The following is an 18,836-nucleotide window of genomic DNA, read 5'->3' on the forward strand; positions in this document are numbered from 1 at the left end:
GTGTGACGGGACTGGGGCCGGTGGGACTGGGACCGGTGGGCCTGGGCGCTGCGGCGCGCGGCAGGCTGCTCTACGGCGGGGACTACAACCCCGAGCAGTGGCCCGAGCGGGTGTGGGCCGAGGACGTCGAGCTGATGAAGCGGGCCGGGGTGAACGTGGCCACGGTCGGCGTGTTCTCCTGGGCGACCATCGAGCCCGAGCCGGGCGCGCGCGACTTCGGCTGGCTCGACCGGGTGCTGTCCCTGCTGCACGCCAACGGGATCGCGGTGTGCCTGGCCACCCCGACGGCGTCGCCGCCGCCGTGGCTGGGCCACCGCCACCCGGAGACGCTGCCGGTGGACTTCGACGGGCGCAGGCTGTCCTACGGCTCGCGCAACCAGTTCTGCCCGTCGTCCCCGGTCTACCGCAAGCGGTCGCTGGAGCTGGTGACGGACCTGGCGGCGCGGTACGCGCACCACCCGGCGGTGGTGATGTGGCACGTGAACAACGAGTACTGCGAGGTGTGCCACTGCGACGTCAGCGCCGAGCACTTCCGGCGCTGGCTGCGGGCGCGGCACGGCACGCTGGACGCGCTGAACGCCGCGTGGAGCACCGCGTTCTGGAGCCAGCGCTACGGCGACTGGGACGAGGTCGTGCCGCCGCGCCGCGCCCCGTACCTGATCAACCCGGCGCAGCGGCTGGACTTCGCCCGGTTCTCCTCGGACGCGCTGCTGGAGTGCTTCCTGGCGGAGAAGGCGGTGCTGCGGGCGGCGAACCCGGACGTGCCGATCACGACGAACTTCATGGGCCTTGACCAGCCGGTGGACTACTGGTCGCTGGCCGCGCACGAGGACGTCGTCTCGCACGACTGGTACCCCGACCCCTCGGACCCGAAGTCGCACGTGGGCACGGCCATCGCCTACGACCTGGTGCGCTCGCTCGCGGGCGGGCCGTGGGCGCTGATGGAGCAGGCGGCGAGCGCGGTGAGCTGGCGGCACCGCAACCCGGCCAAGCCCGCCGGTCAGCTGCGCGCCCAGTCCGCGCAGGCGGTGGCGCGCGGCGCGGACGCGGTGTGCTTCTTCCAGTGGCGGGCCTCGGCCGGTGGCGCGGAGAAGTTCCACTCCGGGATGCTGCCGCACGCCGGGCCGGACACGCGGGTGTTCCGCGAGGTGTGCGAGCTGGGCGCGGACCTGGCGAGGCTGGACGAGGTCGTCGGCGCGGACGTGCGCGCGTCGGTGGCGTTCGCGCTGGACTGGGAGAGCTGGTGGGCGTGCCGGCTCGACGCGCACCCCGCAGGCGACTTCGACCTGCTGGCGCGGGTGCGGGACTTCTACGAGCCGCTGTTCGACCTGGGCGTGGCGGTGGACTTCGTCCGACCGGACGCGGACCTGTCGGCCTACGCGCTGGTGGTCGTGCCGAACCTGTACCTGCTGCGCGACGCCACCCGGTTCGAGTCCTTCGTGGACGGTGGCGGCACCTTGCTGGTCGGGTTCTTCTCCGGCGTGGTGGACGGGAACGACCGCGTCCACCCCGGTGGCGCGCCCGGTCCGCTGCGGGAGCTGCTCGGGCTGACCGTGCACGAGATGGCGCCGGTCGAGCGCGAGCTGCGCTGCGAGTCCGAGCTGCTGGGGGAGTTCACCGCCGACTTCTGGCTCGACGACGTGGCCCCGCGCGGGGCCGAGGTCGTCGCGCGCGCCGGGGACGCGCCGGTGGTGCTGCGCAACGGCCGCGCCTGGTACACCGCCACCCGGCCCGAACCCGCCGCCACCGCGCGGCTGCTCGCCCACCTGGTCGAGAGCGCGGGCGTGCCGCGCGCGCTGCCCGAGCTGCCCTCGGGCGTGGAGGCGGTGCGGCGGGGCGGGTTCCTGTTCCTGGTCAACCACAACGAACACCCGGTGACCGTGATCGTGCCCGGCGGCGGGGTCGACCTGCTCGCCGGGGCGGGCGCGGGCGCCGGGAGCGGTCAGGGCGCCGAGGCCGCGCCCGCCGACGAGGTCGAACTCGGGAGGTTCGGTGTCGCCGTTCTCCGACAGCCCTAGCCTGTGGGCCGCCGAACCCGCCGCGCGCTGGGAGGAGGCGCACCCGATCGGCGACGGCCGGTTCGGCGCGATGTGCTGGGGCGACGGCAGGTTCGACCTCAACGACGACCGGCTGTGGACCGACCCGTCCCCGCCCGACCCGTCCCCACCGGCCGCGGGTTACCCCGAGGTCGTCCGGGCCGCCAGGGCCGCCGCGCTCGCGGGCGACCCGGAGCGCGCGGACGAGCTGCTGCGCTCGGTCCAGGGCCCCGACACCGCCAGCTACCAGCCGCTCGGCGCGCTGGTGCTCGGCTACCGCGCCGAGGGCGGCTACCGGCGGGAGCTGGACCTGCTCAAGGGGATCGCCACCACCTTCCACGGTCCCGTGACGGTGGAAGCGGTGTGCGGCGGCGGGTTCGGCGTGCGCGTCACCGGGGCCGACGAGGTCACCGTCGAGTCCGATGTGGACTTCACCCGGCTGGACGAGGACGACGCGGTCGTGGTGTACGTCGGCGTCGACGGGGTCCCGCCGTGGCACCTGTTCCGGCACCGCGCCGCCAGCGCGCACGCCGAGCTGGTCGGCCGGGTCGAGCTGGACCTGGGCGCCGCGCCGGACGGCCCGCCGTCGACGTGGCCCCGCGAGCACCCGGCGCTGGCCGCCCTGCTGTTCCAGCACGGCAGGCACCTGCTGGTCGCGAGCTCCCGGCCGGGCACGCTGCCCGCGAACCTGCAGGGCGTGTGGAACCCGCACGCCGAGCCGCCGTGGCGCTCCAACTACACGCTCAACATCAACACCGAGATGAACTACTGGCCCGCCGAGCCGACCGCGCTGGCCGAGTGCCACGAGCCGCTGCTGGAGTTCCTCCACGGGCTCGCGGAGTCGGGCGCGCGGGTGGCGCGGGAGCTGTACGGGCTGCCCGGCTGGTGCGCGCACCACAACACCGACCGCTGGTTCCTGGCCACGCCCGTGCAGGGCGACCCGGCGTGGGCGAACTGGCCGATGGCGGGCGCGTGGCTGTGCCTGCACCTGTGGGAGCGCTACGAGTTCGGCGGGGACGCGGTGCGGCTGCGCGAGCGCGCCTGGCCGCTGCTGCTGGGGGCGGCCGAGTTCTGCCTGGCGTGGCTGGTGGAGGACCGGGGCGAGCTGACCACCGCGCCGTCCACCTCGCCGGAGAACCACTACCTGACGGCGGACGGGCGCGAGGTCGCCGTCGGCGTCGGGGCCACCATGGACCTGGCGCTGACCTGGGAGCTGCTCGACCGGGTGGTGCGGGCCGGGGCGGTGCTCGGGGAGGACGTCGGGCGCTTCGCCGAGGCGCTGGCCCGGATCCCCGAGCCGCCGGTGGGGTCGGACGGGCGGGTGCTGGAGTGGCGGGACGAGTGGGCCGAGCCCGAGCCGGAGCACCGGCACCTCTCGCACCTGGTCGGGCTGTACCCCGGCGTGCGGATCGAGCGCGGGAGCGCTCTCGCGCAGGCGGCGCGGCGGTCGCTGGAGGCGCGCGGGCCCGGTGGACCGGGGTGGTCGCACGCGTGGAAGGCGGCGCTGTGGGCCAGGTTGGGCGAGGGCGGGCGGGCGGCGGACTCGCTGGCCGGGATGCCGCTCCACCCGAACCTGACCTGCGCCAACCCGTTCCAGGTCGACGGCAGCCTCGGGTACACGGCGGCGGTGGCGGAGCTGCTGCTGCAGAGCCACAGGGGCGTGCTGGAGCTGCTGCCCGCGCTGCCGCCGTCGTGGCCGACCGGGCGGGTGACCGGGCTGCGGGCGCGCGGCGGGATCGCGGTCGACCTGGAGTGGCGGGACGGCGAGCTGCGGTCGGTGGCGCTGACCGCCGACCGGGTGTGCGAGGTCCAGCTGGTGTGCGGCGGGCGGCGGCTGGCGCAGCGGCTCGCGGCGGGCGGCAGGGTCGTCGTGCCGTGGCTACGCTCGGTCGGGTGAGCGAGGAACACGTGGTCGTGCTGACCACCACCGACAGCGAGGACGTGGCGGCGGAGCTGGCCTCGGGGCTGGTCGCGGCCGGGTTGGCGGCGTGCGTGCAGATCGGCGGGCCGGTGCGGAGCCTGTACCGGTGGGAGGGCGAGGTCAAGGACGAGCGGGAGTGGCAGCTCTGGATCAAGACCACGTACGAGCGGCTCCCCGAGGTGAACCGGCACATCGAGCGGGAGCACCCGTACGAGGTGCCGGAGGTGCTGGCGCTGCCGGTCCTCGCGGGGAGCGAGGCGTACCTGGACTGGGTGAGCGACCAGACCGCCAGGTGAGGTCCCGGTGAGCGCGTGGCGGAGTTCACCGCGGGAGGAGTGCCCACGACCGGGTTAACCTGGTGGGCACACTCCAGTGGAGGTTCAGGTGCGCATCGGAGAGCTTGCGGACAAGGCAGGCGTGAGCGTCCGCGCGCTCCGCTACTACGAGGAGCAGGGGCTGCTCGCGTCGGTGCGCAGCGCCAGCGGGCAGCGGCACTACCAGGAGCAGGCCGTGGAGCGGGTGCTGCTGATCCAGCAGTTCTACGCGGCGGGGCTGTCGAGCAAGGCGATCCAGAAGCTGCTGCCGTGCATCCTGACCGGGCACATCACGCCGCAGCTGATGACGTTCCTGGCGACGGAGCGGGACCGGATCACCGACCAGATCGACTCGCTGGTGCAGACGCGGGACCGGCTGGACTCGATGATCGACTACACCAGGGGCGCGAAGGCGTGCGAGCGGCCGGTGAGCCGGACGGCCGGGTAGCCGGGGGCGGTGGGGGACCGGTGGCGCGCCGGTCACCGCGACCGGTCGCCGCGACGGGTCACCGCCCGGCCAGCACCGCGCGCGTCGACGCCAGCACGCGCGCCGCGTCCGTGGTCGACCCGCACGTCAGCTCCACCTCGCGCCCGTCCGCGCCGCGCACGGTCAGCGACACCTGCCGCGCGGTCCGGCAGTGCTTGAGCCAGTCGAACAGCCAGCGCACCAGCGCGGGGGCCGTCGCGCTGGTCAGCACCACCAGCGCCGCGTCCTGCGCGGCCCCCTCCTGACCCGCCCCGCCCGGCGCCGCCTGCGCGCCCGCCAGGCTCACCCGGCCGCGCAAGCCGTCCCCGTCGCGCAACCAGCGGGCCAGCGCGCGCACGTCCTCGGTCGCGCCGTCGGTTCTCAGCGTCGCTGTCGCACTGGGCATCGGGTCGTCCCGTCGTCGTGCCCGGACCACGCGGCCCGGTGCTCTCACCGACCCGGATCGCTGCCGCGCCGACCGGTGTTAACACCTCCAGCGGCCACCGATGCACCACCGCCCTGGCCCGTTCGGGGCGCGGCCGTCCGGCCCACCCCGTTCGGCCCGACCGGGCGAACGGCCCGGAGCTCACCCCACCCCCACCGCCCCCAGCGCCACCCGCGCCGCGTCGGCCAGCAGCGTCCCGTCGGCGCGCGCGTCCCGCTCCGGCCTGGTCGACATCAGCACCACCACCAGCGGGTCGCGGTCCGGGGGCCAGGCGATCGCCGCGTCGCACCGCGTCCCGTACTCCGCGGCGCCCGGCTTCCCGCCGACCGCCCACCCGCGCGGCACGACCGAGCGCAGCACCGTCCCGCCGCCCTCCAGCCACCCGCGCAGCTCCGCCCGCTCCCGCGCGCCCTCCAGCGCCGTCCCCAGCACCAGGTTCCGGTACCCGGCGGCCAGCGCGGCGGGCGTCGACGTGTCCCGCTCGTCGCCCGGCTCGGCCGCGTTCAGGTCCGGCTCCCAGCGGTCCAGCCTGGTCTGCTCGTCGCCCAGCGCGAACGCGAACGCGGTGATCGCCTCCGGCCCGCCGACCAGCGACAGCAGCTCGTTGAGCGCCGTGCTGTCGTCGTGCGCGATCGCCGCGTCGCACAGCTCGGCCACGGTCATGCCGCCGTCCACCCGCGCCCCGGTCACCGGCGAGTTCCCGATCAGCTCCGCCCGCTCGTAGGTGATCACCTGCTGGAAGAACCCGTCCGCCCAGTCGTTGGCCACCAGCAGCGCCCCCGCCGCGTACGCGCTGACCAGCGAGCACACCGGGAACCGCTCGTCCGCCCGGTGCCCCGCGGCCGCCCCCGACCCGGTGTCGACCACCCGCACGCCCAGCCGCGCCCCGTGCCGCTCCTCCAGCGCGGCCAGCTCCGGCAGCTCGGCCGTCGCCGCCTCGCCCGCGCCGCCCGCCCCGGACGGCGCGCTCCCGGACGGCGCGGCGCCGGTCGACGGGGCGGGCGCGGCGGGGCCGGCCGTCGAGCAGGCGCCCAGCAGCGGCGCCCCCAGCACCGGGACGCCCAGCAGTGCCGCGAGCAGCGTCCTGCGCCGCGCGGCCCCTGGCGAAGTGTCAGCCATCGTCGTACCCCTCCGTGTTCAGTGCGTCACGCGGAGTACTGTAGGGGGCTGTTCGGGCTAGTCGCGCCCACCCCCGCGCAACCCCAGCCGCCTGGCCAGCAGCGTCGCCGCGTGCACCGGTTCCGCCCCGGTGACCTGCCTGACCTGCGTGCGGCAGCTGAACCCGTCCGCCACCACCGCCGTCCCCGCGCCCGCCGCCCGCACCGCGGGCCCGAGGCCCTGCTCCGCCACCGCCACCGACACCCCGTGGTGCCCCTTCTCGAACCCGAAGTTCCCGGCCAGCCCGCAGCACCCCGGCACCAGCTCCGCCGCCACCCCGGCCCGCGCCAGCAGCTGCTCGTCCGCGCCCGTCCCGCTCTCCGCGTACAGGTGGCAGTGCGGCTGCACCACCGCCGACCCCGGCGCCCCGCCCGGCGCGTCCAGCACCGGCCCGACCTGCTCGGCGAACGTGCGCACCGCCCCGGCCAGCGCCACCACGTCCGCGTCGTCCCCGGCCAGCTCCACCGCCTCCGACCGCAGGAACGCCGCGCAGCTCGGCTCCACCCCCACCACCGGCACCCCCTCCCGCACCCACGGCCGCAGCGCCCGCGCCGTCCGCCGCAGCACCCGCCGCGCCACCCCGAGCTGCCCGGTCGAGTACCAGGTCAGCCCGCAGCACACCGCCGCTCGCGGCACCTCCACCGAGTGCCCGGTCTCCGCCAGCACCGCCGCCGCGTCCAGCCCCACCTCGGGCTCGAACCGGTTGGTGAACGTGTCCGGGAACAGCAGCACCGGGTCGCCCGACCCCACCGGCTCGAACCGCTCCTGCAACGACCGCCGCGCCGGGACCGGCAGCTCACGCCCCGGATCGACCCCGGCGAACCGGGCCAGCCGCCGCGTCACCCGGTTCACCAGCCGGGCGCGCAGCCACAGCGGCAACCACCCCATCGAGTAGTGCGCCAAGGGCCGCAGCCGCCCCCGGTAGTGCCGGTGCAGGAACTCGACCTTGTACGCGGCCATGTCCACGTCCACCGGGCAGTCCCGCTTGCACCCCTTGCACCCCAGGCACAGGTCCAGCGCCTCGCGCACCTCGGTCGAGCGCCACCCGCCGCGCACCACGTCCCCGGCGAGCATCTCGAACAGCAGCCGCGCCCGCCCGCGCGTGGAGTGCTTCTCCTCGCGGGTGGCCCGGTAGCTCGGGCACATCACCCCGCCGGAGGTGTTCAGGCACTTCCCGACGCCCACGCACCGCCGCGTCGCCGCCGCCAGGTCCCCGCCGTCCGCGCGCAGCGCGAGCGCCGCCCTGGTCGGGATCACGGCGGGCGCCACCACCACCCGCAGGTCCCGATCCAGCGGCAGCGGGTCGACGACCCGGCCGGGGTTGAGCAGCCCGCGCGGGTCGAACGCCGACTTGAACGCCCGGAACGCCGCGATCGCCTCCGGCGGGTACATCCTGGCCAGCAGCTCGGAGCGGGCCTGCCCGTCGCCGTGCTCCCCGGACACCGACCCGCCGTGCGCGACCACCAGGTCCGCCGCCGCCTCCAGGAACGCCCGGTACCCGCGCGCCCCGCGCCGCCCGCCCGCCAGGTCGAAGTCGATCCGCACGTGCACGCAGCCCTCGCCGAAGTGCCCGTACGTCACCCCGCGCCGCCCGTGCCCGGCCAGCAGGTCGTCGAACTCGCGCAGGTACGCGCCCAGCCGCTCCGGCGGCACCGCCGCGTCCTCCCAGCCCGACCACGCCTCGCCGCCGTCGGCCGTCCGGGTCGCCAGCCCCGCCCCGTCCTCCCGCACCCGCCACAGCGCCCGCTGCCGCGCCGGGTCCAGCACCACCGCCGAGTGCGGGGCCAGCGACGCCGCCTCGTGCGCCACGACCTCCTCGGTGGTCTCCACGAACAGCCAGCTCGACCCGCGCGGCAGCAGCCTGCGCACGTCCCGCCCGGCCGCCGCGACCAGCGACTCCTCCAGCCCCTCCACGGCCAGCACGTCGCCCAGCGCGGCCACGTGCGGCGCGGTGTCGGCCGCGTCGTACCGGCCGTCGAACCCCAGCACCGCCAGCACCCGCCTCGGCGGTGCCGGGACCAGCCGCACGGTCGCGCCCAGCAGCACCGCGCAGGTGCCCTCGGTGCCCACCAGCGCCCGCGTCAGGTCCGGCAGCGCGTCCAGCCGGTACCCGGACACCCGCCGCTCCAGCGCCGGGTACCACGCCGGGTCGGCGCGCGGCAGGTCCAGCGGCGGGGGAGCGGTGGTGTCGAACCGCCGCCCGTCCGGCAGCAGCACGTCGAGCGCGGCCACGTTGTCGCTGGTCTTGCCCCAGGCCACCGACCGCGACCCGCACGCGTCGTTGCCGATCATCCCGCCGAGCGTGCACCGCGAGTGCGTGGACGGGTCCGGTCCGAACAGCAGCCCGTGCGGGCGCGCCGCGTCGTTGAGCCGGTCCAGCACCACCCCCGGCTGCACCACCGCCAGCCCGCGCGCGGCGTCGATCCCCAGCACCCGGTCCAGGTGCCGGGAGAAGTCCAGGACCAGCCCGTCACCGGCCGAGTTGCCCGCGATGCTGGTGCCCGCGCCGCGCGAGGTCACCGGCACGCCCAGCTCCGCCGCGACCCCCACGGCGGCTGCCACCGCGTCCAGCGACCTCGGCCTGACCACGGCTGTCGGCACGTGCCGGTAGTTCGACGCGTCGGTGGAGTACAGGGCGCGGCTGGCGGCGTCGGCGAGCACGTCGCCGTCCACCTCGGCGCGGAGCCGGTTCAGGAGATCCACCCCGCCGATTGTGGTCCGCGCCTCGCCGATGCGGGACCTTCGGGGGCGAGCCGATAGCCTTCGGCGGCATCAACCAGCGCAGATGAACCGGCGCGGAGGAATCGGCGCAGATGGGAGCTGAGGGCGTGGCGAGGTCCGTACTGGTGACCGGCGGCAACCGCGGGATCGGTCTGGCGATCGCTCGGGCGTTCGCCGAGCAGGGCGACAAGGTCGCGGTGACCCACCGGGGCTCGGGCGCGCCCGAGGGACTGCTGGGCGTCAAGTGCGACGTGACCTCCGCCGAGGAGGTCGACGCGGCGTTCACCGAGGTCGAGGCGGCGCACGGGCCGGTGGAGGTGCTCATCGCGAACGCGGGCATCACCGACGACACCCTGCTGCTGCGGATGGGCGACGAGCAGTTCAGCCGGGTGGTCGAGGCCAACCTGACCGGGTCGTTCCGGGTGGCGCAGCGCGCGTCCAAGGGGATGCTGCGCAAGCGCTACGGGCGGATCGTGTTCATCTCCTCGGTCGTGGGCCTGATGGGCAGCCCCGGCCAGGTCAACTACGCGGCCAGCAAGGCCGGTCTGGTGGGCGTGGCCCGCTCGATCGCCCGCGAGCTGGGCAGCCGCAACATCACCGCGAACGTGGTGGCGCCCGGCTTCATCAGCACCGAGATGACCGAGGTGCTGTCCGAGGAGCGGCGCAAGCAGATCCTGTCCCAGGTGCCCTCGGGCCGGTACGGCAGCACCGACGAGGTCGCCGCCGCCGTCACGTTCCTGGCCTCGGACAGCGCGGCCTACATCAACGGCGCGGTGATCCCCGTCGACGGCGGCCTCGGCATGGGGCACTGACCCCGTCCCGGCCCGCCCGACCCCACCGAACGACCAGAACAACCCCGAACGACGGAGGAACATCTCGTGTCCGGACTGCTTGAGGGCAAGCGCCTGCTGATCACCGGTGTGATCACCGACGCCTCGATCGCCTTCCACGTGGCGAGGGTCGCCCAGGAGCAGGGCGCCCAGGTCGTGCTCACCGGCTTCGGCCGGATGAGCCTGGTCGAGCGCATCGCCAAGCGCCTGCCCACCCCCGCCCCCGTGGTCGAGCTCGACGTGCAGAACCAGGAGCACCTGGACACGCTGGCCGACCGGGTCCGCGAGCACGTCGACGGCCTCGACGGCGTCGTCCACGCCATCGGCTTCGCCCCCCAGTCCTGCCTCGGCGCGCCCTTCATGGACGCCCCGTGGGAGGACGTGTCGACCGCCATGCACGTGTCGGCGTACTCGTACAAGGCGCTGGCCGCCGCGGCGCTGCCGCTGCTCGGGCCGGGCTCGTCGATCGTCGGCCTGGACTTCGACGCCCGCCAGGCGTGGCCCGCCTACAACTGGATGGGCGCCGCGAAGGCCGCCTTCGAGTCGATCAACCGCTACATGGCGCGCGACCTCGGCCCCAAGGGCATCCGGGTCAACCTGGTCTCCGCCGGTCCGGTCCGCACGATGGCCGCCAAGTCGATCCCCGGCTTCGGCGAGCTGGAGAGCATGTGGGCCGACCGCGCGCCGCTGGGCTGGGACGTGGACGACCCGACGCCGGTCGCCAAGTCGGTCTGCGGCCTGCTGTCCGACTGGTTCCCCGCCACCACCGGCTCGATGGTGTTCGTCGACGGCGGCGTGCACTTCCTCGGCCTGTGACGCCGCGCGCCCACGCCCTGTAGCGCTCCTCACAACCGGGTCGGACACCCCGACCCGGTTGTGCGGGCGGTCAGGGGTGGCGCGAGGATGGGCCGGTGAGCTATGACGCGCTGCTGTGGCTGTCCTTCGGCGGCCCGGAGGGACCGGCCGACGTCCGCCCGTTCCTGGAGAACGTGACCCGAGGCCGGGGCGTGCCGCCCGAGCGGCTGGACGAGGTCGAGAAGCACTACCTGCACTTCGGCGGCGTCTCCCCGATCAACGAGCTGAACCGGTCCGCGATCGCGGCCGTCGAGCCGCTGCTGGAGATGCCGATCTACTTCGGCAACCGCAACTGGCACCCCATGGTCGAGGACACCCTCGCGGAGATGAAGGCCGCGGGCGTCAAGCGCGCCCTGGTCTTCCCCACCAGCGCGTACGGCGGCTACTCCGCGTGCCGCCAGTACGACGAGGACATCCTGCGGGCCCGCACCGCCGTGGGCGAGGGCGCCCCCGAGCTGGTGAAGCTGCGCCAGTTCTTCGACCACCCGCTGTTCGTCGACTCCTTCGCCGACGCGGTCCGCGCCGCCGCCGAGGGCCTGACCGAGTACCGGCTGGTGTTCACCGCCCACTCGATCCCGCTCTCCGCCGACAAGGCCGCCGGTCCGCCCGAGGAGGGCGGCGGCCGGTACTCGCGGCAGGTCGCCGAGGCCGCCCGCCTGGTCGCGGACAAGCTCGGCGTGGCCGACTACGACGTGGTGTGGCAGTCCCGCTCCGGGCCGCCGCAGATCCCGTGGCTGGAGCCCGACATCGTGGACCACGTCGAGGAGCTCTCGGGCAAGGGCGTTCCCGCCGTCGTGGTGTGCCCGATCGGGTTCGTCAGCGACCACCTGGAGGTGGTCTGGGACCTGGACACGGAGGCCCGCGAGAAGGCCGAGGAGCTCGGCATGGGCTTCGCCCGCGCCGCCACGCCCAACGGCGACCCGCGCTTCGCGCAGCTCGTGGCCGAGCTGGTGGCCGAGCACACCTCGGGCGCGCAGCCGCGCAAGCTGTCGGACTTCACGTCCGCCGGGTGCACGGTGAACGGCGAGTTCTGCGCGCCGATGTGCTGCGAGCCAGCCAGGCGTCCGCAGCGGCCCCAGACCTCGTCGTGACGGGGGAGGGGGCCGAGGGCGGGCCCGACGAGGGCCCGCCCGCCGCGGCTGTCCCGTCCGGTGCCGCTGTCCCGCCCGCCGCCGCTGTCCCGTCCGGTGCCCGCGGCGTCGACTTCGCCTGGACCCCGCACCCGTCGGACTGGCGGGCCGCGCTGCGCACCGCCGTGCCCCTGTACCGCTGGGTGCCGTGGTTCGCCGCCGCGTTCGCGGTGTTCGGGGTCGTGGTGCTGGTGATCGGCCTGACCGTGCCCGGTGTCGCGGCGCTCGTGCTGGCGGCGCTGATGGCCGCGATGGTGCCGGTGACCACCTGGGTGAGCTTCCACAACCACCCCATCGCGGCCAAGGCGGTCACCGGCAGCGCGGACGACCACTCGCTGCGGATGGCCGTGAGCGGGGCGGCGCGCAGCGAGGTGGACTGGGCGCGGCTGCCCGGTTGGGCGGAGACCGGGCGCACGTTCGTGCTGCGCACGCCCGAGTCCGGGATGTACGCGGTCCCGCACCGGGCGTTCGGCTCCGGTGACGGGGTGGAGAAGTTCCGGGCACTGCTGGCCGAACACGTCGGCCCGGCTGCCTGAAACCGGGCGGGCACCCGCGTATCTTTGGCGGTCGTGTCCTGTGCGAGTGCGACGCTGGTGGTCTGGACGTCCGGGTGGCTGCACGGAGCGGCTGCGGCCGACGACGTCCTCGACGCCCTGGGCAGGTGGGGCGGGCTGCACGAGGTCGCGGCCCACGACGACGGCACCGCCACGGCCCTGGACCTGCCCGGTCCCGGTGAGCCGCCGGTGGGGCCCGCCCTGCTGCTCGCGGCGCTGAGGCGGGCGTCGGCGACGTCGGTGCGGCTGGTGCTCCCCGTCCCCGGCGACGCGCGCGGCCTCGGCGGGCGGGGGCCGCTCAGCCAGGCGGCGCTGCGGGTCGGCGAGGCGGCGGTGCTGCCCGAGCTGGGGGTCGGCCTGGTGCCCGAGCGGGTGGCGGACGGGGTGGTCAGGTGGACGGCGTACGACCTGCCGACCACCACCCCGCCCGAGCACGTGCCGCTCGGCGAGGCCGACCACGGCCTCGCCGACGCGCTGCGCCGCGCGACGACCTCGCTGGTGACCCTGGACGTGGCGCGGAACCGGCCGAACGTGCGCGAGGAGATCGCGGCGCTGGTGGCCGAGAGCAGCGCCCAGGAGTGGCCAGCCGGGATGCCGCCGAGGTCGCTGCGGGTGCTCCAGCGGGCGGCGGAGGTGGCGGCGATCCTGGCGGTGGCGTCGGCGGACGCGCCCGGCGGGGCGGTGTCGGCGTCGGCGACTCGGGGGCGCGACGACGCGCTGCGGCCGGTGTCGGAGGCGGTGCGGCGGGCGCGGTTGGCGGCGGTGCAGGAGGCGGTCCGGGTGCTGACCGACCAGGAGGCCGGGCGGCACTGACGGGGTTCCGGCTCCTCCCGCGAGCGGGAGGAGCCGTGCCCCGCCGTCAGCTGGGGCGCACGATCATCTCGGCGACGGCGACGTTCGCGGGCTGGTCGACCGCGTACGCGATCGCCTCGCCGATCGCCGAGGCGGGCAGCGCGACCTGGCGGTAGGTGCGCATCATCTCGGCGGCCTCCGGCGAGGTGATGGTGTCCGCCAGCTCCGACTCGACCACGCCGGGCGAGACGGTCGTGACGCGCACGCCCTTCGGGGACAGCTCCTGGCGCAGGCCGTCGGACAGGGCGCGCAGGGCGAACTTCGTCGCCGAGTACACGGCCGCCGTCGGGACCACCTCGTGGGCGGCGATCGAGGCGACGTTGACCAGGTGGCCGGAGTTCGCGGCGAGCATCGTCGGGAGCACGGCGCCGAGTCCGTTGAGCACGCCCTTGAGGTTGACGTCGACCATGCGGTCCCACTCGTCGGTGCGCAGCTCGGCCATGGGGGACAGGGGCATGACGCCCGCGTTGTTGACCAGCACGTCGATGCGGCCGTGCTCGGCCAGCGCGGCGTCGGCGAAGGCCTGGAAGCTGGACTTCGAGGTGACGTCGAGCGCGTGGGCGGTTCCGGAGCCGAGCTCGGCGGTGAGCGCGTCGAGCAGGTCGGTGCGGCGGGCGCCGAGCACGACGCGGTGGCCCGCGGCGGCCAGGACCCTGGCGGTGGCGGCGCCGATGCCGGAGGAGGCGCCGGTGACGAGGACGACCTTCGAGGTGGTGTTCATGTCATCGAGCCTGGCGCGGGCGGCGGGGCGGAAGAAGGGTGCGCCGCACCCACCCAGGCGCGGGTGTCCACTCGGGCCGGTGCGCTGCTGCGGTTCCCCTGCTAGCGCTTGGTGATCGTGCGGTGACCGCGCGGAGCGCGCTGGCGGAACCGGTGTCTTGATCTTGTGTTTCCCGGACGCGGGCGGGGTCGCTCTGACATCATCCGTTCCGGCGCGGGGGGTTCGAGCGGGGCGTCGGTCAGGCGCCGCCACGCCCGGCCTCTCCTGGGGGAGAACAGCCCGTCCCGCCGGTCCGCGCGACCGCCGGTCCTCGTCCTCCGCGCCGCTGGGACCAGAATCCGGGGCGTTTGCGGCATCGGGCGACCCCTCGCCGGGGCGCCTGTGACAGGAGTGGAACGTGAGAGTGGGTTTTTGGGCGGTCGCGGCGGTGTCCGCCGTGATCGCGGTGAGCGGCTGCTCGACCGAGTCGGCGGGCAGGGCCCTGCCGGAGAGCGCGCCCGCGAGCTCGCCCTCGGGGATTCCCGAGTTCGGGTCGGAGAGCAGCACGGCGCCGAGCTCGAAGGGCGGGGCGGCCGGTGGGCTGGACCTGTCGAAGTACGCGTCGAACCCGTGCGACCTGCTGACCGCGGCGCAGGTGGCCGGGTTGGGGGCGATGGACGTGCCGGAGCCGGGGAAGACCGGCGGGAGCCCCTCGTGCGTCTTCAACCCGAAGGACCTGACCAAGGGGGCGCGGTACACGGTCGTCCTGCCGGACGAGACGTTCGCGAAGGCGGTGCGGTTCGCGGAGTCGTCCTCGGTGAAGGAGGAGACGACGGTGGGCGGCCTGGAGGCGTTCACGCACTCGCCGGTCGCGGGCGGGAAGGGCCGCTGCACGACGATCGTGGCGGCCTCGGCGGAGACGACGTTCCAGGTGCTGGTGGGCGTGACGAACAGCGCCCTGCCGGAGGCGTCGGCGGCTTGTGAGAAGTCGCAGGAGGTCGCGGGGTTGGTCGTGGAGACGGCGAAGGGCTGATCCGCTCGACTCGTGGGGCCGGGCACCTCGTTCTCCGGGGTCCCGGCCCTTCTGCTTGCCGGTCGCTGTTCGTGTTTTCCGGTTCGCTTCGTGACCCTGGGAATTCTTTCGGGTGCTTTCCGCGTGCAGAGCGGGTGACGTTGCTCTTGAGGTGGGAAAAGCGCCTTGGTTCGCGCGGGTGTGCATTATCGTGTGCTTGCCGAACAGGGCTGCGCTCCTGCGGCAAGATCATTGTTCTGCGGAGTCCGGGGGGACTTGGTGGCTGACGACGGCGCGGGCGGGACCGGCGAGGGGAAGATCAGTTTCTGGGCGGACACCGCCGGTGGGGCGGGCGGCGCTTCCCCGGCGGGTGGTCACCAGGGGGGTCGGACCGAGTTCACGGTCTCCCTCGAAGGGGCGAAGGCGTTGCGCGCGTCCTTGGAGAAGGTGGTCGAGACCTTCTACGGCAGCTATCGGGGTGCGCAGTTCTTGGGCGGCAAAGAACCCTTCGGAGTCGACCCCTGCGGGGCTTCCCTGGGGAAGGCCAGTGAAAGATCCCTGTCGGGGGAGGGCGTGGGGTACCTGTGGGCCAACAAGAAAGCCAGCGAAGTGGTGGTCCGCACCATCGAGAAGCTCGACCAGGCGATCAAGGAGTACGAAGAAGTCGACGCGGGCGCTTCCCGGGCTCTCAAGAACTCGGGAAGCGAGCTGTGAGGCCGTCCGCGCTGGTCGTGGTCATCGCCTCCCTGGTCACCGCGCTCGCTGCCTGCTCTCCGGATGCCGAGAGCGGGAAGCCGGTGGCCGCGGGGAGTCCCGCCAGTTCCTCCGCCCGGACCGCACCCCCCGGCACCGGGGCTGCTCGCCCCGCGGAGTTGGACCTCAAGCCCTACGCCGACGACCCGTGCGCTCTCGTCACCGCCTCCCAGTTGGCCGAATTCGGTTCTTTCAAGTCGCCCACGATCGCCGTCGACGAGTCCGGGCCCGGCAAGTCGGTTGACTGCTCCTGGCAGCCCGCCAACATCGTCCTGGGCGCGCAGTACAGCATCGGCGTGTACGACTTCGAGCTTCCCTACGACGTTCTCAAGAGGAACATGGGGCAGCAGTGGGACAACCTCGACGAGACCACGATCGACGGCTATCCCGCCATCACCGGTTTCAACTCCTACGGAATCGTCGGTTGCTCCTCTGCCGTCAGCGTCGCCGACGGACGGGTTTTCCTCTCTGGTCTGCTCACCTCCGTGGAGAACTCGCCGGAGTACGCGAACCCCTGCGACTACTCCAAGCGGTTCGCGGCTGTTGTCCTCAAGAACCTGAAGGGATGAGCTGTGGCGGGTGAAGACGTCCTCATCGGCGGTCCTCTCGGGCAGGCCGTTTACGCCAAGAGCATCCCCAAGTGGTTTCAGGGCGGTGACGTCGTCCGGAACGCCCAGAGCGCCGAAGAGGCGTGGTCCACGGTCTCGGACGCCCAGGAGGAGGCCGCCCGGCTGATCGACCAGGCGATCAAGGACTCCGGGGCCACCTGGCAGGGCGCCGCGGCGGACACCATGCGCGCGGCGACCACCCCGCTCTCCTCGTGGGCGCTCGCCGCCTCGGACGGCGCCCGGACCGCCGCCGGGGCGATGGCGGACGCCGCGGACGCCTACAGCCAGGCCAAGAACTCCGTGCAGCCGTCGGTCGCGGTTCCGGATCAGCCCTGGTACCAGGACTTCGTCCCCTGGGACACCGACTACGACGAGGCCGTCGAGAAGAGCGCCGCTGTGGACGCGCAGAACATGCGGGTCTACGAGGAGTACGGGAGCCGGATCAGCCAGATCACCGCCTCGATGCCGCAGTTCGACAGCCCCGAGGAGATCAACGGCAGCGTTGCGGACACCTCGTCCACCGCGGTCGACTCCGCCCAGGGGCACAGCGGGTACGACGGGCGGGTTGGCAGCAGTGGGGTGGGGCAGGGGGCGTACACGCCTGGTGGGGACCAGCCAGGGGGCTCCACGGCCGGGTACGCGGTTCCGCCTGGGGGTGGGGGGAATTCGGTCACTGCGCCCTCGTGGTCGACCAGCCCGGCTGCCGCCAACCAGGGGAGCGCTTACCCCGCCGGTGGTGGGCAGAGCGGGAGCGGTGGGTACGGCGCTGGGGCCGGGAGTGGTGGGTACACCGGCGGCGGGTACGTCGGCGGGGGGTATCCCGGTGGGAACGCCGGGAGTGGGCGGTACGCCCCTGGAACCGGTGGGGCCGGCGGTGGTGCGGCGGGCTCCGGTGGTGGTGGGCGTGGTGCTTCCGGTGAGCTTGGCAAGGCCGGTGGGTACGGCGTTGGAAGTGCCGGGGGCGTTGGTGGTGGCGGGCTTGGGAGAGCTGGCGGGTTCGGTGGAGCCGGCGGAGCCGGCGGAGCCGGTGGGCTTGGCGGGGGCGGACTGGGGAGTGGTGGGTCCGCCGCCGCGCTCGGCGCCGGTGGCGGTTCCGGCGTAGGGGGAACCGGGGTTGCCGCGGGCGCCGCCGGGGCGCGAGGCGCCGCGGGTGGCACGGGGGTCGCCGGGATGGGTGGCGCCGGAGGTGGGCGCGGGCAGGGCGGTGAGGACGTCGAGCGCTCGGCCAAGTACCTCGAGGCCACCGACGCCTACTACGAGGACGATCGGCTCGTCGCGCCGCCCGTCATCGGTGGCTGAGCACGACCAGCGGCAAAAGCCAAGGAAGGCAACAGGAGCGCGAAGACCGGACCGTCCACAAAGGACTATCCGGTCGCACGGGGGTTGGGAAGTGCTGCACGGCAGAGTTGTGCTGCCCGCCGCGGCGGTCTACGTCGCCTGGCAGGCCGTCGGGCTCCCCGAACTGCACCGCGCGCTGATCGTCGAGCTCGACCTCGACGACGCCGCCCTCGCCGGGGGCGACCTGCGGAGCGGGCTCGCCGCCTTCCGGGACGGGTGGGCGGCGCTCGGCGACGCCGGGTTCGCGCGCGGGCGGGAGATCCGGGGGGATCTCGCGGGCGCGCTCCGGGTGGTCGCCGAGGCGGGGCGGGACTACTACGCGTTCTTCAACGCTGGCGACGAGCGCACCCGGTCCGCCCTCGTCTCCGTGTCCGGGCGGGACGCGGTGCGCGTCGTCGTCCGCGCCGACAAGCACCTCGTCCTGGAACCCGTCCGCCCCGAGGACGCCGTCACCGCGCTCGTCTCCGCGCTGCCCCAGGCCCCGCCCGGTCGCGGGCGCGCGCTCACGCTGCCGCTCGACGCGCTCGAACCCGGCCGCGACCCGGCGGCGGCGGACGGGTCGTTCCTGCGGCGGAGCCTGCCCTCCGGGAACGCCCACGAGCAGCAGGTCCGCGAGTTGCGCAAGCTGCTCGCCGAACCCCGCGCGGGCGGTGGCCAGCTGTTCTCGACCGGGCGCGACCGCACCGGCAGGCGGGTCCGCTCGGCCCGCCCGCTGACGTTCTTCGACACCCCGAGCGGGCGCTACCTCCAGTTCGAGGTCGACCGGCGCGGCACGCCCTGGATGACCGTCCAGCCCGCCGACTTCGGCGCCGTGGCCACCCGGCTCGGCGCCCTCGCCGCCGGCTGACGAGCCCGGCCGGAACCGCGCGGGGCACCCCCCCCGATCGGCCCGCCACCACCCGGACCACCCCCACGCCCGCGCCCGTGCGCACGACGTCTAGCACCGCCGCTCCACCGGTCACGAGCGGCTGAACAGGTGGACGCCTGACCGCCGTCTGCCACGCACAGTGACCACGCATCGGCCGAACACCCGAAACCGCACCGACAAAACCGCAGGTCAGAGCAGTGGAAACGATTGCGGCAAGTCGAGAAGTCGACTTTTCTGCCAAATCGAGCCTGGTAAACGTCACGTGTCGTGCGTTA

General features: G+C 74.4%; 18 protein-coding genes. 14 read left to right on the forward strand and 4 right to left on the reverse strand.

Going from position 1 to position 18,836, the window contains the following annotated elements:
• Positions 1–35 precede the first annotated feature (35 nt).
• The 4 genes from CNX65_RS11090 to CNX65_RS11105 all read left to right on the forward strand — a co-directional run bounded on the left by CNX65_RS11090 (position 36) and on the right by CNX65_RS11105 (position 4,719).
• The gene (locus CNX65_RS11090; RefSeq protein WP_096497725.1) at positions 36–2,018 is read left to right on the forward strand and encodes a beta-galactosidase; all 1,983 of its coding nucleotides are present in this window, start codon (positions 36–38) and stop codon (positions 2,016–2,018) included.
• Positions 1,993–3,933 (forward strand): glycosyl hydrolase family 95 catalytic domain-containing protein, encoded by a 1,941-nt coding sequence (locus tag CNX65_RS11095; protein ID WP_096492707.1) that lies wholly within the window; start codon positions 1,993–1,995, stop codon positions 3,931–3,933. Before CNX65_RS11090 ends, CNX65_RS11095 begins: the two co-directional genes overlap by 26 nt.
• Positions 3,930–4,253 carry a divalent-cation tolerance protein CutA gene (gene cutA / locus CNX65_RS11100; RefSeq protein ID WP_232519786.1) on the forward strand — a complete coding sequence of 108 codons (324 nt, stop codon included), beginning with the start codon at positions 3,930–3,932 and terminating at the stop codon, positions 4,251–4,253. The genes CNX65_RS11095 and cutA overlap by 4 nt, the downstream gene beginning before the upstream one ends.
• An 88-nt stretch (positions 4,254–4,341) precedes the next feature.
• A complete protein-coding gene (locus tag CNX65_RS11105) occupies positions 4,342–4,719 on the forward strand; it encodes a MerR family transcriptional regulator (protein ID WP_096492709.1) in 378 nt (125 codons plus the stop codon).
• 58 nt (positions 4,720–4,777) lie between these two features.
• Here the strand turns inward: CNX65_RS11105 and CNX65_RS11110 are convergent, their stop codons facing one another.
• From CNX65_RS11110 to CNX65_RS11120, 3 genes are all read right to left on the reverse strand, one after another.
• Positions 4,778–5,143: an effector-associated constant component EACC1 gene (locus CNX65_RS11110; protein WP_096492710.1), complete on the reverse strand. Its 366-nt coding sequence runs from the start codon at positions 5,141–5,143 to the stop codon at positions 4,778–4,780.
• 180 nt (positions 5,144–5,323) lie between these two features.
• Entirely contained in the window at positions 5,324–6,301 is a 978-nt protein-coding gene (gene bla, locus CNX65_RS11115; protein ID WP_096492711.1) for a class A beta-lactamase, read from the reverse strand.
• A gap of 57 nt (positions 6,302–6,358) precedes the next feature.
• Positions 6,359–9,043 (reverse strand): FAD-binding and (Fe-S)-binding domain-containing protein, encoded by a 2,685-nt coding sequence (locus CNX65_RS11120; protein ID WP_096492712.1) that lies wholly within the window; start codon positions 9,041–9,043, stop codon positions 6,359–6,361.
• A gap of 125 nt (positions 9,044–9,168) precedes the next feature.
• On the opposite strand from CNX65_RS11120, the gene fabG reads away from it, so the two are divergent.
• The 5 genes from fabG (at position 9,169) to CNX65_RS11145 (ending at position 13,243) form a co-directional block, all read left to right on the forward strand.
• The gene (fabG, locus tag CNX65_RS11125) at positions 9,169–9,873 is read left to right on the forward strand and encodes a beta-ketoacyl-ACP reductase (protein ID WP_096492713.1); all 705 of its coding nucleotides are present in this window, start codon (positions 9,169–9,171) and stop codon (positions 9,871–9,873) included.
• A 66-nt stretch (positions 9,874–9,939) separates the two neighbouring features.
• Positions 9,940–10,707 (forward strand): enoyl-ACP reductase FabI, encoded by a 768-nt coding sequence (gene fabI, locus CNX65_RS11130; RefSeq protein WP_096492714.1) that lies wholly within the window; start codon positions 9,940–9,942, stop codon positions 10,705–10,707.
• 95 nt (positions 10,708–10,802) lie between these two features.
• A complete protein-coding gene (locus CNX65_RS11135; protein ID WP_096492715.1) occupies positions 10,803–11,837 on the forward strand; it encodes a ferrochelatase in 1,035 nt (344 codons plus the stop codon).
• Complete coding sequence (locus CNX65_RS11140) at positions 11,834–12,412, forward strand: YcxB family protein (RefSeq protein ID WP_157767587.1); 579 nt, start codon at positions 11,834–11,836, stop codon at positions 12,410–12,412. Before CNX65_RS11135 ends, CNX65_RS11140 begins: the two co-directional genes overlap by 4 nt.
• A gap of 33 nt (positions 12,413–12,445) precedes the next feature.
• Positions 12,446–13,243 (forward strand): hypothetical protein, encoded by a 798-nt coding sequence (locus CNX65_RS11145; protein ID WP_177154406.1) that lies wholly within the window; start codon positions 12,446–12,448, stop codon positions 13,241–13,243.
• A 46-nt stretch (positions 13,244–13,289) separates the two neighbouring features.
• Here CNX65_RS11145 and CNX65_RS11150 read toward each other — a convergent pair whose 3' ends face one another.
• Complete coding sequence (locus tag CNX65_RS11150) at positions 13,290–14,003, reverse strand: SDR family oxidoreductase (RefSeq protein WP_096492718.1); 714 nt, start codon at positions 14,001–14,003, stop codon at positions 13,290–13,292.
• A 397-nt stretch (positions 14,004–14,400) separates the two neighbouring features.
• Here CNX65_RS11150 and CNX65_RS11155 point away from each other — a divergent pair, with 397 nt between their 5' ends.
• The 5 genes from CNX65_RS11155 to CNX65_RS11170 all read left to right on the forward strand — a co-directional run bounded on the left by CNX65_RS11155 (position 14,401) and on the right by CNX65_RS11170 (position 18,540).
• On the forward strand, positions 14,401–15,015 hold the full coding sequence (locus CNX65_RS11155) for a DUF3558 domain-containing protein (RefSeq protein ID WP_096492719.1): 615 nt from the start codon (positions 14,401–14,403) through the stop codon (positions 15,013–15,015).
• A 258-nt stretch (positions 15,016–15,273) separates the two neighbouring features.
• Positions 15,274–15,708, forward strand: coding sequence for a hypothetical protein (locus CNX65_RS35260; RefSeq protein WP_157767588.1), 435 nt, complete (start codon positions 15,274–15,276; stop codon positions 15,706–15,708).
• Positions 15,705–16,316 (forward strand): DUF3558 domain-containing protein, encoded by a 612-nt coding sequence (locus CNX65_RS11160; protein ID WP_157767589.1) that lies wholly within the window; start codon positions 15,705–15,707, stop codon positions 16,314–16,316. The genes CNX65_RS35260 and CNX65_RS11160 overlap by 4 nt, the downstream gene beginning before the upstream one ends.
• A 3-nt stretch (positions 16,317–16,319) precedes the next feature.
• On the forward strand, positions 16,320–17,654 hold the full coding sequence (locus CNX65_RS11165; protein WP_096492721.1) for a PPE domain-containing protein: 1,335 nt from the start codon (positions 16,320–16,322) through the stop codon (positions 17,652–17,654).
• 91 nt (positions 17,655–17,745) lie between these two features.
• Positions 17,746–18,540, forward strand: coding sequence for an ESX secretion-associated protein EspG (locus tag CNX65_RS11170; protein WP_157767590.1), 795 nt, complete (start codon positions 17,746–17,748; stop codon positions 18,538–18,540).
• Positions 18,541–18,836 lie beyond the last annotated feature (296 nt).

Origin of the sequence: Actinosynnema pretiosum (genome assembly GCF_002354875.1) — a bacterium.
In the GTDB taxonomy this organism is placed as follows: domain Bacteria; phylum Actinomycetota; class Actinomycetes; order Mycobacteriales; family Pseudonocardiaceae; genus Actinosynnema; species Actinosynnema auranticum.